The 14,582-nt window shown below is 72.9% G+C and carries 9 protein-coding genes; 3 read left to right on the top strand and 6 right to left on the bottom strand.

Features of this window, described 5'->3' with window-relative positions:
* Window positions 1-121 precede the first annotated feature (121 nt).
* The 5 genes from JOF36_RS30725 to JOF36_RS30705 all read right to left on the bottom strand — a co-directional run bounded on the left by JOF36_RS30725 (window position 122) and on the right by JOF36_RS30705 (window position 10,914).
* Window positions 122-889 (bottom strand): beta-ketoacyl-ACP reductase, encoded by a 768-nt coding sequence (locus JOF36_RS30725; protein ID WP_210033831.1) that lies wholly within the window; start codon window positions 887-889, stop codon window positions 122-124.
* Complete coding sequence (locus JOF36_RS30720; RefSeq protein ID WP_210036354.1) at window positions 886-6,540, bottom strand: ATP-binding protein; 5,655 nt, start codon at window positions 6,538-6,540, stop codon at window positions 886-888. Before JOF36_RS30720 ends, JOF36_RS30725 begins: the two co-directional genes overlap by 4 nt.
* Window positions 6,541-6,638: 98 nt before the next feature.
* Complete coding sequence (locus JOF36_RS30715; protein WP_210033829.1) at window positions 6,639-8,588, bottom strand: 3-oxoacyl-[acyl-carrier-protein] synthase III C-terminal domain-containing protein; 1,950 nt, start codon at window positions 8,586-8,588, stop codon at window positions 6,639-6,641.
* A 356-nt stretch (window positions 8,589-8,944) separates the two neighbouring features.
* Window positions 8,945-10,345, bottom strand: coding sequence for an MFS transporter (locus JOF36_RS30710; protein WP_307862674.1), 1,401 nt, complete (start codon window positions 10,343-10,345; stop codon window positions 8,945-8,947).
* A 191-nt stretch (window positions 10,346-10,536) separates the two neighbouring features.
* Window positions 10,537-10,914 (bottom strand): putative endonuclease domain-containing protein, encoded by a 378-nt coding sequence (locus tag JOF36_RS30705; protein ID WP_210033819.1) that lies wholly within the window; start codon window positions 10,912-10,914, stop codon window positions 10,537-10,539.
* A gap of 262 nt (window positions 10,915-11,176) precedes the next feature.
* Here JOF36_RS30705 and JOF36_RS30700 point away from each other — a divergent pair, with 262 nt between their 5' ends.
* The 3 genes from JOF36_RS30700 to JOF36_RS30690 are packed head-to-tail and all read left to right on the top strand — an operon-like array spanning window position 11,177 to window position 13,079.
* Complete coding sequence (locus JOF36_RS30700) at window positions 11,177-11,587, top strand: TIGR03618 family F420-dependent PPOX class oxidoreductase (RefSeq protein ID WP_210033817.1); 411 nt, start codon at window positions 11,177-11,179, stop codon at window positions 11,585-11,587.
* 20 nt (window positions 11,588-11,607) lie between these two features.
* Window positions 11,608-12,408 (top strand): MBL fold metallo-hydrolase, encoded by an 801-nt coding sequence (locus tag JOF36_RS30695; RefSeq protein ID WP_372447425.1) that lies wholly within the window; start codon window positions 11,608-11,610, stop codon window positions 12,406-12,408.
* Complete coding sequence (locus tag JOF36_RS30690; RefSeq protein WP_307862673.1) at window positions 12,405-13,079, top strand: DedA family protein; 675 nt, start codon at window positions 12,405-12,407, stop codon at window positions 13,077-13,079. Before JOF36_RS30695 ends, JOF36_RS30690 begins: the two co-directional genes overlap by 4 nt.
* 34 nt (window positions 13,080-13,113) lie before the next feature.
* Here the strand turns inward: JOF36_RS30690 and JOF36_RS30685 are convergent, their stop codons facing one another.
* Window positions 13,114-14,481, bottom strand: coding sequence for a sugar porter family MFS transporter (locus JOF36_RS30685; protein WP_210033815.1), 1,368 nt, complete (start codon window positions 14,479-14,481; stop codon window positions 13,114-13,116).
* Window positions 14,482-14,582: the final 101 nt, after the last annotated feature.

Below are 14,582 nucleotides of genomic sequence, written 5' to 3'. Positions count from 1 at the left end.
TCGACACTTCCCGCTGATCCGCATCTCGGCGGGAGAACCGGTCGGCTCCGGTGAGCCGGACCGGCGCAACGCACGAGGGCCCCGCACAGCACTGTGCGAGGCCCTCGGCCGGGAAGGACGGTCAGGACCCCATGTCCAGGCCGCCGTTGACACTGATCACCGAACCGGTGACGTAGCCCGCGCGCTCGTCGACCAGGAACTGGACGGTGCGCGCGATCTCGTCGGCCTGGCCGAGGCGGCCGACCGGGATCTTCGCCAGGATCTTCTCCATCGCCTTCTCCGGCACCGCGGCGACCATCTCGGTCTCGATGAAGCCCGGCGCGACACAGTTGACGGTGACGCCCTTGCGGGCGACCTCCTGGGCGAGCGACTTCGAGAAGCCGATCAGGCCCGCCTTGGAGGAGGCGTAGTTCGCCTGGCCGATCGAGCCGATCTGGCCGATCACCGAGGAGATGTTCACGATCCGGCCGAACTGGTTGTCGGTCATGTGCTCGAGCACGGCCTTGCTCATGTAGAAGGCCCCGGACAGGTTGATCCGCAGCACCGCGTGCCAGTCGTCGACGGTCAGCTTGCGGACGGTCTTGTCGACGGTGATGCCGGCGTTGTTGATCAGGTAGTCGACCCGGCCCCGCTGCTCCAGCACCTCGGAGACGACGCGCTGGCAGTCCTCCGGCGAGCCGACGTTGCCCTGGTGGACCGAGACCGAGGCGCCCTCGGCGCCCAGCTTCTCCTGCAGGTCCTCGGCGGCCTTGGAGTTGGACGAGTACCCGGCGGCGACGTGCACGCCCTGGCGGGCGAGTGCGGTGGTGATGGCCGCGCCGATCCCACGCGCGCCTCCGGTGACGATCGCGACGCGCTGGTCCGGGTGGGTGTCGGAGATGGCGGTCATGCGTTGCCTCCTGCGTTGTGGGCGTCGAGAGTGCGCTTCATGCCTCGTTGGACGGCGTCGGCCAGGTAGGGCCGCACCTGGTCCGGGGTGACGATCCGGTGCACCGAGCCGACGGATTGCGCCCGCTCGATGGAGTGCTTGGTGTCGAACTCGTCGGCGACCTGGCCGAGCTTCTCGGAGCGGACGTCCGGGCGGAGCGTGGCGAGCTCGCCGCGCAGCCGGGCCGTGGTGGCCTCGTCGCCGGCCTCGGTGGCCTCGGCGATCCGGGCCTCCAGGCCGGTCACCCGCTCGTCCTTCGCGGTCCGGTCGTTGACCTCGCTGGCGAAGACGACGGCGGCCGCGGGTGCGCCGCCCAGCACGGAGGCGTACGAGCCGGTGATCGCGGCGATCTCCATGTTGTCGTTCAGGGTTCCGGAGAACACCACGAACGCGCCGCCGTGGTAGCGGGAGACGACACAGAAGACGATCGGGCCGTCGAAGTTGACGATGGCCCGGCCGATCTCGGCGCCGTTCTCCAGCTGCAGCCCGCGCAGCGACTCCGGCGAGCCGTCGAACCCGGACAGGTTCGCCAGCACGATCAGCGGCCGGTTGCCGGACGCCGCGTTGATCGCCCGCGCGCACTTGCGCGAGGACCGCGGGAACAGGGTGCCCGCGGTGAACTGCGACGGGCCGTCCACCGGGCGCGGGCCGCGGCGCGGGAGCGGCCGCGACTCGATGCCGATCATGGCGACCGGCTGCCCGCCGAGGTGGGCGTCGAGCGCGACGACCGACTCGGCGTCGTGCATGTCGGCCCACCGCTCGGACGTCGGGTGGTCGGCGTCGGCGACACCGCGCAGCACCGAGCGGATGTCGAACGGCTTCTTGCGCTCGCCGTTCGTCGCGTCCGCCCAGATCTCGCCGAGCGTGCCGAACTCGCAGTTCGGTCCGGAGTGCGGCGCGGTGGTGACGTCACGGGAGACCGGGTCGGTCGTCGGCGCCGCCCGCGGGAACCGCTCGCCCGGCAGTGTCCAGGTGTGTGCGTAGTGCTGCATCAGCACCGACACCGCCCCGGACAGGTTCGGCGCCCAGTACTGCGCCTGCCCGTTCGGACCCATGATCCGGTCGTAGCCGCCGATGCCGAAGTTGTCCTCGGCGGAGACGCCGCCGGAGTAGTCCAGCGACTGCTTGCCGGTCAGCACCATCGCCGAGTCCGGCGTCATGACCAGGATGCCCTTGGTGTGCATGAGCATCGTGGCCTCGGCGTTCCAGTAGGGCTGGGCGCCGACGTTGATGCCGGTGACGACCACGTTGAGCTCGCCGCCGTCCTGGGTGAACTCGATGATCCCGCGCAGCACCCGGGAGATCCAGTCCATGTTCTCCGTGCCGGAGTCCATCGCGATCTTCGCGCCGGCCGAGACGGCGAACCACTCGATCGGCACGTCCAGCTCGCGGGCGAGACGGATCGCGGCCAGCACGCGGCGGCACTCCGGCTCGGCGATGGCGCCCAGCGCCCGGGTCGGGTCGCCCAGCAGCACGACCCGCTTCATGCCCTCCGGGTAGCGCCTGCTCGGGACCGAGACGACCCCGAGCACCAGGTTCGCCGCGTTGCCCCCGGGGGCACGGTCGACCGGGTGCGGGACGCCGTCGGCGTCCAGGTCGTACTCGGTCCAGGTGCCCGCACCGGCGTCGATCGGCGCGGTGAGCAGCGGGACGATCTCGTACGGGTAGACCGCACCGCGGCGGCGGGCCTTGAGCACCTTCTGGTCGTAGGCGTCGAGCTCGCGCATCGGCTGGGTCGGCGGCTCGTCGAGCCGCAGGGTGAGCCCGGCGCCCGGCGGGCGGGACATGCGCAGCAGCATCGAGCGGGGGCCGCCCTGGCCGCCGGTGACCGAAGCGTCGGCGCTGCGGAACTCGACCAGCACCTGCTCGATGCCGAGGTTCGCGGTGCGCGGCGCGAGCCGGCGCACCACGGAGTCGAGCTCGGCCAGCGGGATGTCGACCTCGGGCCACAGGTAGAGCGCGATCCGGTTCCAGGACGTCCGGGCGAGGGTCCGGTCCCCGGCCCGGGCCGCGCGCAGCGAGTTGATGCAGGCGTCGAGGGCCCGCTCGAACTGCGGCAGCGAGCGGATCCGCCCGGTCTCGTCGTCACGCAGGACGGTGAGCTCACGGACGTCGGCCATCGCGACCAGCCGGTCGTCGCCGCGGACCTCGCGGCCGATGGCCCGGAAGAGGTGCACGTCGAGCGCCGCGGGCAGGCGGGTCAGCTCGAAGTTGCGGTAGCGCCACAGCCGCAGCCGGTCGGCGACCAGCGGGTGCATGCCGCGCAACGTCCGGTCCTCGACCAGCTCGCCGGTCTCGTCCGGGCGGAAGGTGAACCAGGTGGGCGACTCCGCCTCGTCCGCGCCGGCACCGGCCGTCCGCGGGTTCGGGCGGACGGCGACGGCGACCCGGTGCAGGATCCCGCCCGGCACCCGGCCCAGCGCGGCCCGGACCCGCTCGGCGCGGGCGTCGGGGTCACCGCCGTCGTCGGCCTTGGTGGAGGTGACGTAGAGGTCGACCAGCGCCGTGCGGTTGCCGTCGAGCTCCGCGACCCGGCGGCGCAGCTCCTCGGCCACGGCCGCCGCGGCCGCGGGGTCGTTGTTGTCGATGACCGAGGCGAACAGCGTGCGGTCGTTGCCCAGGTGCTGGTAGCGCGCCGTCAGCAGCGGCTTCCCGGCGTACTCGGTCAGCTCCAGCTCGCGCAGCGGCCGTACCCGGTAGTAGCGCCGGGCCATGACCTCCAGCAGGACGGCGTCGTGCCGCTCGCCGAACACCCCCAGGATCGGTTCCGAGGAGGCGACGAGCGTGTCGATCCGCCGGGCGCGGTCGGGCGTGTCCGGGTTCTGGGCGAGCACGTCCAGGCTCTCCCGCACCTCGGCGAGCACCCGGGAACGCTCGGCCGCGACCACCGGGGCGTCGAACGCCCGGTAGCGGACCAGCCGGGCGGTGTCCCCGACGACCGGGTGCCGCAGCTGGGTGGCGACGACGACCTCGTCGATGGTCCTCCGGTAGTCCTCGCGGGCGGTGGTGGACAGCGCGGCGAGCGACTCGGGGTGCTGCAGCCGCCAGTTCAGCAGCTCCAGCACGACCGGCACCTGCTGCGGCGCGCGGCGGTGGGCCAGGAACATCCGGTACAGCGCCGGGCCGAGGTCGTCGAGAGCAGCGCCGGCGGAACGAGAATGGGCGCGGTCGTCGCCGGCCGAGATGTCGGTGATCCCGTAGTGCGCCAGGGCCCGGCGCAGCTTCGCCTGGAACGACTCGGGCAGGCCCTCGTCGTCGGCGTCGCGGCTGCGCAGGTAGGCGTAGAGGTACTCCTGCGGGTTGCGCTCGGTCTCGCCGGTCTCGTCGTCGGTCTCCGAACGGTTGCGCGACAGTGCGCACAGGTCGGCGAAGATCTGCAGGACGGCGGTCTCGCCGGCCAGCACGGCCGGGTCGTCGGCGGCCAGCTCGTCACGGGCCGCGGCGAGCCGGCGCAGCTGCGGGCGTGCCTGGCGCTCGTCGACGTCGAAGCCCAGCACCTGGAAGCGCAGCGCGGACAGCGCGTCCGCGGCGGCCGCGGCCGGGTCGGGGTCGGCGCCGGTGTCGGTGAACGCGGAGAAGTCCGCGCGGTCGCCCGCGGGGGCGGCGGCGGCTTCGGCAGCGTCGGCGGCGGGCTCCAGGCGGATCAGCTTGGTGCCGCCGTCGACCTGCGTGTTGGCCGGGACGAGCAGCTCGGCGACGGTACCGTCGAACGGCGCCCGCAGCGACGTCTCCAGCTTCATCGACTCGACGATCGCCACGGTGTCGCCCTCGGACACGGTGTCGCCGGGGGAGACCGGCAGTGCCACGACCATCGCCGGGGCGGGAGCGCGGACGATGCCGGCCTCGCCGCCGGAGACCCGGTGCACGGAGCCGTCCACCTCGACCAGGTAGTCGGGGCCCTGGGCGACCGACAGCACCGTCCAGCTCTGCTCACCTATGGTGAGCCGGCGCTCGTACGCACCGTTGCGCTCGACGTCGACGTCGACCACGGCACCGTCCAGCTCGACGCGGTAGCGCCCGGCCCGGGTGCGGGCCACCCGCAGCTTGTAGGACTGCCCGGCCGCGGTGACGTCGGTCTGGTGCCAGGTCTCGTAACCCACCTCGGGCCGGCCGGCCTCGGCCGAGCGGAACAGCCGGTCCTGCTGGCGGGCGACGTGCCCGTCGTGCGACTGGATCGCGGTGGCCAGCAGGGCGACGTCGATCCGGCGGGGCGGCGCGTAACCCTCGGCCATCATGGCGTCGAGCCAGGTCGTCTGCAGATCGCCGGAACGCAGCTCGTCGCGGTCGAGCAGGTCGAGCAGGAACGCCTTGTTCGTGGAGCCGCCGTCGATCACCGCGGCGGTCTGGCGCAGCGCGCGGGACAGCCGGGCGCGGGCCTCGTCGCGGTCCCGGCCCCAGGCGATGACCTTGGCGATCATCGAGTCGAACTGCGGCGGGATGACGTCGCCCGCGGCGACCCCGGTGTCCACCCGGATGCCGGGTCCGCTGGGCAGGGCCAGGTGCTCGATCCGGCCCGGGGCCGGGGCGAACTCGCGCTCCGGGTCCTCGGCGGTCAGCCGGGCCTCGATGGCCCAGCCGCTGCCGGTCGGCACGGTCTCGGCGACCTCGGCGAGCGCCCCGCCGGCGGCCACGTGCAGCTGCAGCTTCACGATGTCGACGCCGGTGCACGCCTCGGTGACCGGGTGCTCGACCTGCAGCCGGGTGTTGACCTCGAGGAACGAGAGGAGCTTCTCCTCGGGCTGGTAGAGGAACTCGACGGTGCCGGCGTTGACGTAGCCCGCGGCGCGGGCCATGTCGGCCGCGGAGTCGCGGAGCAGCTGCTCCTGCTCGGCGTCCAGCGCGGTCGACGCGGACTCCTCGATCACCTTCTGGTTGCGCCGCTGCACCGAGCAGTCGCGCACGCCGAGCGTCCACACGTCACCGCCGGCGTCGGCCACGACCTGCACCTCGACGTGCCGGCCGCCCGAGACCGCCCGCTCCAGGAAGACCGTCGCGTCGCCCGCCGTCCGCGACGCCTCGGACGTCGCCCGCTCGAACGCCTCGTCCAGCTGCTCCGGGCCCGCCACGAACCGGATGCCGCGACCGCCGCCGCCCGCGGTCGCCTTGACCATCAGGGGGAAACCGATCGTCTCGGCGGCCTTGCGCGCCGCGTCCAGGTCGGCGACCGGGCCACCGGACCACGGGGCCATCGGCACGCCGACCGACTCGGCCAGCTGCTTGGACGCGATCTTGTCGCCGAGCCGGCGCATGACCTCGGCCGACGGCCCGATGAAGGTGATCCCGAGCCGCTCGCACAGCTCGGCGAAATCGGCCTTCTCCGAAACGAAGCCCCAGCCCGGCCACACCGCGTCGGCGCGGGTCACGCGCAGCGCCCGCTCCAGCTCGGCGTGGTCGAGGTACGGGCTCGCGCCCATGTGGTCGGGGTCGTCCGGTCCGATCAGGACGGCCTCGTCGGCCTCCCGCACGTACATCGAACGCCGGTCGACGGCGGTGTGCAGGGCGATGGTGCGCAGCCGGCGGTCCGGGCCGTTCTGGGCGTTCCACTCACGGACGGCGTTGATCAGTCGCATGGCGGGTTCACCGCGGTTGACGATGGCGATGCGCGAGAACATGGTGGTCTTCACTGCTCCTGATGGCTGCAACGGCGGGTGACGGTCTATTCGAGCAGGACGGCTGACCCGCCCTGTACTACCGGTCGGAACCGGGCCTGTCACTCGCCGAACGCGATGCGGACGTCGTCGGACGTGGGCGCGGACGGGACGGGCACCTCGGCGGCGGTCGCCGGGTCGAGGAACACCTCCGGGGCCATCACGGCCGGATCGACCTCGAGCACGGCGTAGCCACCGACCGCCCCGGCGCCGAAGCCGGGCGCGAACACCCGCTTCCGCCCGCTCACGGCGCCGTCGGCGACCGCGTCGAACATCGCGATCGGGATGGACGCCGCGGAGACGTTGCCCATCGACCCGATGTTGAAGTAGAGCTGCTCGGCCGACAGCCCGGCCTTCTCCGCGAGCTGCAGGATCATCGTCTTGTTCGCCTGGTGCGGGACGATCAGGTCGATCGCGTCCAGCATCGTGCCGTCCCCGCCGGGACCGGGCTGCTCGCCCAGCTCGGAGATCATCTGCGCGAGGTAGCGGGCGACCAGCGCCTTGACCTCGGGGCCGTAGACGGTGATGTCGTTGTCGAACTCCGGGTTCGGCCAGATGATCGAGTTGACCTGGGAGTCCGGGCCGGATGCGTAGGTCTGCAGCAGGTCGACGTCGCCCCGCTCGCCCTCGGCGGCCGGTGCGATCACCATGGCCGCCGCCCCGTCCCCGAAGATCATCCGGGAGGTGCGGACGTTACCGATCTTGTCGGAGAACTTCTCGACGCAGACCAGCAGGACCGGCCGCTCGACCTCCTGCAGCTGGCGGACGGCCTCGGACAGGCCGTAGGGCAGCCCGGCGCAGGCGGCGATGATGTCGGCCGAGCAGTGGGTCTGCAGCAGGCCCAGCCGGCCCGACAGCCACGTGGACAGCGACGGGATCAGCCGCTCGCTGGTGCAGGTGGCGACGAGCACGGCGCCGATCTCGGAGCGGTCGCGCCCGGAGTGCTCCAGTGCGCGGACGGCCGCGGACCAGGCGAGGTCCTCGATGTCCAGCTCGGTGTAGCGGCGCTGGTCGATGCCGGTCTTGGTGGAGATCTCCGCGGCGCTCATCGGCGACCAGGAGAACGCGGAGTTGCGGACGACGTCGTCGTTCGAGCAGACGTGCTCGCCGCGGGCCACGGCCAGCGACTCGATCCGGGGCTGGACCCGGAAGGCCTCACGGACCCGCACCGGGAGCAGCGGTGTCTGCGGCTGCACCGGCTCGGCCTGGGTGGAGATGCGGCCGCGGCGGGTCGGCCGGGCACCGGTGGCGCGGTCGAGGAACGCCTCGACGTCGCGGTTGCGCGGGTGGAACGCGATGACGTAGTCGTCGTCGCCGATCTGCTCGGCGGTGCGCAGCTCGGTCGCGGCCCGGTCCCAGGGGTACTGGTTGTGCAGGACCATCGCCCACCGGGTGAGGGCCTCGAGCTCCGGACGGTCGGCGTGCGCGTCGAGGATCTCGCCGAAGGAGAACACCGGGTAGTCCGGGTCGTGGTGCGGCACGACGAACGTCTGCGCGCCCGGGGTGGTCAGGAACTCCTGCACGGTCGGCTTGAGGGCCGGCAGCTCGGTGGCGTGGTGGCGGCGGTTGCCGAACACGTCGAAGAGCAGGTCGAAGATCTTCTGTTCGGCCGCGTCGTCCCAGGTGGACGGCAGCGACCCGAAGGCCTCGCGGACCGCACGGACCTTCTCCTGCGCGTCGCGCCACGGGGTCAGCGTGGGGAGGAAGACGTCGCTGCGGTGCCGGGGCAGGTCGCGCCAGCGGGTGGGGCGCTTCTCGAACATGGTCATCGAGTAGCGGTTGACCCAGAACAGGTTCTGGCCCATGTCCCGGAGCAGCGCGAACCGGCTCTCGTACTTCCCGGCCGTGACCCGCTCGAGGATGTCGGTCCCGGTAGGGGCCTTCGCCTCGAAATCGCGCCCGACGATTGCCGTGAACTGATCGAGATCGTCAATTACGGAGAAATCGAGTTCTCCGAGAAAATTGGCGGGAAAGACCAGACGGTCGTGGTTGTTTACCACGAACGGCTTCATGTGACGACCTCCAGGGGTGGCGCCTGCCGGGCTGAAACACCAGGCCGAAAGTGTGTACGGCCGGGTGAGCGATGCGGATGCGGTACCCCAGACGGTATCGGTGAACAGGCGCGATCGGAATGTGATCCGGCCCCGGAGTGTGCGCTCTCACGGATAGTCGGTCAACTTGGACTGTTACCGGCGAGAATGTTACCGGCGGGTCTACTCGCCGGTTTATGTATTGATTCGGTCGTCTGTGCAGGTGGTCGGCACGACATCATCCACAATGGAGTGATCACGGCGGGTGTCCGGGCGGTTCCGCCGCGTGCACGTGCACGTGCAGGGCGACCGGGTTCCGGCCGGCCCGGCCACCCGGTTCAGGCAGCGGCCGCGGGTGCGCCTGCGGCGTCGGTGGGGTGCGTGTCGCTGATCGCGGGGGCGGGGGTGAGCGCGACGAGCAGCGCGGCCAGCAACCCCGCCACGCCGGCTGCGAGGAACGAGATCGTGTAGGCGGTGCCCGCCGGGAAGACGCCCCCGTCGATCATGAACGCCGTCGTCACCGCGGCCACCACGGCGGTGCACGAACTGGTTCCGAGCTGGCGGGCCAGGGTGTTGAGGCTGTTCGCCGCGGCGGTCTCGGCCTCCGGCACCGCCCGCATGATCAGCAGCGGGATGGCGGAGTAAGCCAGGGCCGCACCGACCGCGGTGACGGTCGTGACGAGGATGAGCATCCCGAGCGTGCCGGGCATCAGCGCGAACGCCAGGTTCCCGAGACCGAGCAGCACGGTGCCCAGTACCAGCGTCGTGCGCGGCCCGCGCACCCGAGACAACTGCGCGGACGCGGTCGAGAAGACCACCATCGCCCCACCCATCGGGAGCAGCACCAGCCCGGAGGTGACGAGCGAGAGGCCGAAGCCGTACCCGGTGGACGTCGGCGCCTGCAGGATCTGGGTCGCGAGCACGAAGCCGGCGAACATCGCGAAGCCGACCAGGACCGAGGCCAGGTTGGTCAGCAGCACGGCCGGTCGCGCGGACACCCGCAGGTCGACCAGCGGGCTCGCGACACGCAGCTGGTAGCGACCGGTCACCAGCGCCAGCAGCACGGTGGCACCGAGCAGGCCGAGTACCGGCGGCGACGTCCAGCCCCAGTCGTTGCCCTTGGAGACCGCGAGCAGCAGGCAGACCAGGGTCCCGCTGATCCCGACCGCGCCGACGGCGTCGAACCGGCCGCCGGTCTGCAGCCCGGACTCGGGGACCAGGCGCCGCACCAGCAGGATCTGGAACACCGCGACCACCGCGGCACCGGCGAACAGCCAGCGCCAGTCGGCGAACTGCGCGACGACGCCGGTGACCGGAAGCCCGATCGCGGCGCCGAAACCGAGCGACGACGACATCAGCCCGACCCCGGTGCCGACGCGCTCCGGCGGAAGGACGTCCCGGATCAGGCTCATGCCGAGCGCGATGACGCCGAACGACGCACCCTGCAGCACCCGCCCGACGAGCAGCAGCTCGATCCCCGGCGACACCGCGCCGAGCAGCGACCCGGCACCGACCAGGCCGAGCGCGACCAGCAGCATCCGGCGCTTGCCGTACATGTCCCCGAGCCGGCCCAGCACCGGCGCCGACACCGCGCCCGCGACCAGCGTCGCGGTGATCAGCCAGGACGCCGTCGACGGGCTCACCGACAGCAGCTGCGGGAACAGCGGCAGCAGCGGCACCACCATCGTCTGCACCAGCGAGACGAGCAGCCCGCACGAGGCGAGCACGATGATCGTCACGAGGGGCCGGGGAGGTGCGGAGGTTCCGGGCGTGGCCTGGGCAGGGCGACGGTCCCGGAACACATGACCTCCGTAGGTCGTGACGGCGAGCAAGGGTGCCGGATCAGATGAGCACGGTCGTCAGGTCCGGGGCAACACGAAAGTTTGCATTGGCAGCATTCTCACCACCGCCCTGCCGCGTCCCGGCATGATCACGGTCCGGGGAGTGCCGGGTGCGCGTGACGACCTGGGGACTCCAAGGCCCAGCCGTCGATCTCCACCGCGAGTCGCCGCTCGGGGAACGCGATGTCGATGAACCAGGGTCCGAACGGCAGTCCGAGGACGAAGCCGTCGATCCCGGCCCTGCGCAGGTGCCCGACGAGGCGTCGTTCGGCCCGTGAGTCGGCGCGGTCCGCGGCTTCGACGAGCAGTAGCCGCGCGCGGGGGATGCCGGCGGCGCCGATGTTGCGATCGTGGGCGGCCGAGAGCTCAGCGAACGGGAGGCCGCGCTGGAGCGCCCGGTCGAGGAACGTCGCGCCGTCGGGCAGCGTGGCCGCGGCTTCGAGTGCGGTGGGTACCCCTCGATCCACTCACCGCGTGCGATCCGTGCGCGCACGGTGTGGGCGGACAGCCCGCAGTCCCGGGCCTCGGCGCGGATGATCACGCCGTGTTGCCGGCGCAGCACGTCCTCGAATCGCACCGGAGCAGGGTCGCGGGCCGCGCGATCGGGCGAGGTGGATCAGCGGGACGCGTTCCCGGGAGTGAAGATCCGCGTCCTGGGAGGCCCGGAGTGGGATGCCGCGCCCGGGACTCCCAGGACGCGGATCCTGTCGTGGGGCGAGGATGGCGGGTATGAACCGACGCCGCTCCCTCGCCGACGGTGTCTCCGACCGGTTCCGTGAGCTCTGGTCGGAGCGCCGCCCGTGCATCCTCGTGACCCTGCGGCGGGACGGGACGCCGCACGCGGTGCCGGTCGGCGCCACCCTCGACATCGAGGAGCGGACCGCCCGGGTGATCTGCAGCGGGGGCTCGCAGAAGGCCCGCAACGTCGCGGCCGCCGGACCCGAGGGCACCCGGGTCTCGGTCACGCTGGTCGAGGGCCGGACCTGGTCGACGATCGAGGGCGTCGCCGTCGTCCGGGACGACCCGGAGTCGGTGCGTGACGCCGAGCGCCGCTACGCCCGGGAGTACAAGGAGCCTCGGGTGAACCCGCAGCGGGTGGTGCTGGAGATCGTCGTCGACCGCGTCCTCGGGAACGCCTGAACGCGGGGATAATCGACGGCGTGGACCTGCCGGAGACGACGTTCCTCGGCCACAGCACGCTGCGGCTGCGGATGGGTGGGCGCACGGTGCTGACCGACCCGGTGCTGACCGGCGTGATCGGGCCGCTGCGTCGGGTGGTGCCCGCGGTCGACCCGGCCGAGCTCGCCGGCGTCGACCTGGTGCTGATCTCGCACCTGCACGCCGACCACCTGCACCTCCCGTCGCTGCGCAGGCTGCCGGCCTGCACCGAGGTCGTCGTGCCGGCCGGGGCGGGGGACTGGCTGCGACGCCGCGGGGTGCCGCGGGTCTCCGAGCTGGCCGTCGGGCAGGCCCGGGTGTTCGGCGGGCTGCGCGTCACCGCCACCCCGGCCGACCACTCCGGGCACCGCTGGGGCCCGCGGCTGACGCACGGCCCGCAGGCCGACGCGATGGGACACCTGCTCGAGGCCGACGGGCTGCGCGTCTACAGCGCAGGCGACACCGGCCTGTTCCCGGGCCTCGACGACGTCGCCGCGCAGGGCCGGATCGACCTGGCCGCGCTGCCGGTGTGGGGATGGGGACCGAGCCTCGGCCCGGGGCACCTGGACCCGGCCGGTGCCGCCGAGGCGGTCCGCAGGCTGGCCCCGCGGGTCGCGTTGCCGGTGCACTGGGGGACGCTCGCGGTCACCGGCCTCCGCTCGGTGCCGGGCCGGACCGGTGGCCGGATGCGTGAGCTGCTGGTGCGTCCGCCGTACGACTTCGCCGACGCCGTCACGACGGCCGGGCTCCCCACCTGCACCGTGGTCCTGCCGCCCGGGGCCACCGCCGGGGCGCCGTCGTGAGCGCGCTCGCCGCACTGCTCGCGGTGGGGGACGAGTGGTTCGAGGCCGAACTCTCGCCGGACGCCGGCCGGATCGCCTACCTCGTCGTCGCCGGCGGGGTGCTGTTCGGATCGGTCCTGCCGGTGGTGCCGACCGGGGCGATCGTCGGTGCCGCCGCGGCGACGGCGATGACCACCGCCACGCTGTCCCTGCCGCTGGTGCTGGTGCTGGCCTTCGCCGGGGCGCTGACCGGTGACCTGGTGACCTTCGCCGTCGCCCGCCGGGGGAGCGCCCCGGTGCTCGACGCGGTCGCCGGCGGCCGGTTCGGCGGCGCCCGCACCGGGGAGCGGATCGCCCGGATGCGGGGCGCGTTCGCCGGCCGCGGCTGGCTGCTGGTGCTGGTGGGCCGGGTCGCCCCGGCCGGGCGGGTGCCGACCCTGATCGCCGCCGCCGCGGCCGGGATGGCCTGGACGAAGCTGGTGCCGGCCGTCGCCGCCGGGGCGGTGCTGTGGACGTTGCTCTACGGCGTCCTCGGGGTGCTCACCGGCAACCTCACCGACTCGCCCCTGGTCGCGGCGGCGATGGCGGTGGGCCTGGTCGCCCTCGTCGGCGGCCTCACCGCCGTGCTGGGACGGCTGCGTGCCCGGCTGCGCGCACGTCGCGCCCGACCGGCAGCACCCGCCGACCGGTAGGCACGGCACGGCACGGCACGCCACCGGCGAGGGTTCAGCGCCGGCCGGCCCGCGCCTGCATCTGCGCGTCGATCTCCTCCAGGCTGCGCCCCTTCGTCTCCGGCATCAGCCGGTACAGGAAGACGAACCCGGCCGCACCGATCACCGCGAAGATCGCGAACAGGCCGGACTCGCCGAGCGAGGTGATCAGCGTCAGGGTCGTCGCGGCGATCACCAGGTCCAGGCCCCAGTGCGTCGTCGCCCCGAGCCCGGCGGCCTTGCCGCGCACCGCCGTCGGGAACACCTCGGAGTTCACCAGCCAGATCGCGATACCCAGGCTGGCCGCGAACGCCGCGATGTAGACGCACAGCGCGACCACGATCAGGATCCCCACCACGCCCTGCTGTGAGGGCAGCAGGAACAGCACCACCAGCGCCACGAGCGACGCGACGACGACCGCGAGGCCGCCGAGCAGCAACGGCCGCCTGCCCCACGCGTCGATCCGGGCCAGCGCGATCCCGGTGACGATCGTGTTGACCAGGCCGATCCCGACGGTCGCGAGGATCGCGCCGGTCTCCGACCCGAAGACGCCTTCGAGGATCGTCGGCGCGTAGTAGAGGATCGCGTTCACCCCGACCAGCTGGTTCACCGCCGCCACGCCGATGCCCAGCGTCAGGGCCGGGCGCAGCTGCGGGCGGCGCAGGTCGGCCCAGCTCCACCGGGACTCGTCACGGGCGGCGGCGCGGATCTCGGCGATCTCCGCATCGGCCTCCTCGGGGGTCCGGCCGATGAGCGCGGTGCGGGCCTCGTCGAGCCGCCCGCGCAGCACGAGCCAGCGCGGTGACTCCTGTGCCCCGGCCAGGCCGACGAGCATCGCCAGCGCCGGGACGGCGGCGAGCGCCAGTGGCCAGCGCCAGCTGCCCGCCTCGGCGAACAGCGAGTTGACCAGGTAGGACAGCAGGATCCCGACCGTGATGAGGAACTGGTTCATCGAGACGAGCCGCCCGCGCGACGCCCTGGGGGCGATCTCGGCGATGTAGAGCGGCACGCAGACCGAGGAGACGCCGATCGCGAGGCCGAGCAGGACCCGGGCGGCGAGCAGCGTCCCGGCGCCCGGCGCCAGCCCGGACAGCACCGCCCCGACCAGGAAGACGGCCGCGACACCGAGCAGCGTCCGGCGCCGGCCCAGCGCGTCGGTGATCGCACCGCCGGCCAGTGCGCCGACCAGCGCCCCGGCCAGCAGCCCGGAGACGATCAGCTGCCGGCCGCCCTCACCGAGCCCGAACTCCGGCCCGATGAACAGCAGCGCCCCGCTGATCACGCCGGTGTCGTAGCCGAACAGCAGCCCACCGGCCGCGGCGACGGCGGTCGCCAGCCCGATGCCGCGCCCCTGCCCCGGTCCCTGCCGATCCCGTGCCGCCATGGGCGCCCCTCCCGGTCGTTCGCACGTCACCGTGCAACGGTCGGGACCAGGGTCGCCGGATGGATCCGGGGATGTCCACCGGACGCAGCAACGCAAAGGCG

This window comes from Pseudonocardia parietis, from assembly GCF_017876315.1.
In the GTDB taxonomy this organism is placed as follows: Bacteria; Actinomycetota; Actinomycetes; order Mycobacteriales; family Pseudonocardiaceae; genus Pseudonocardia; species Pseudonocardia parietis.
This window is presented reverse-complemented; position numbering and strand designations above follow the sequence as displayed.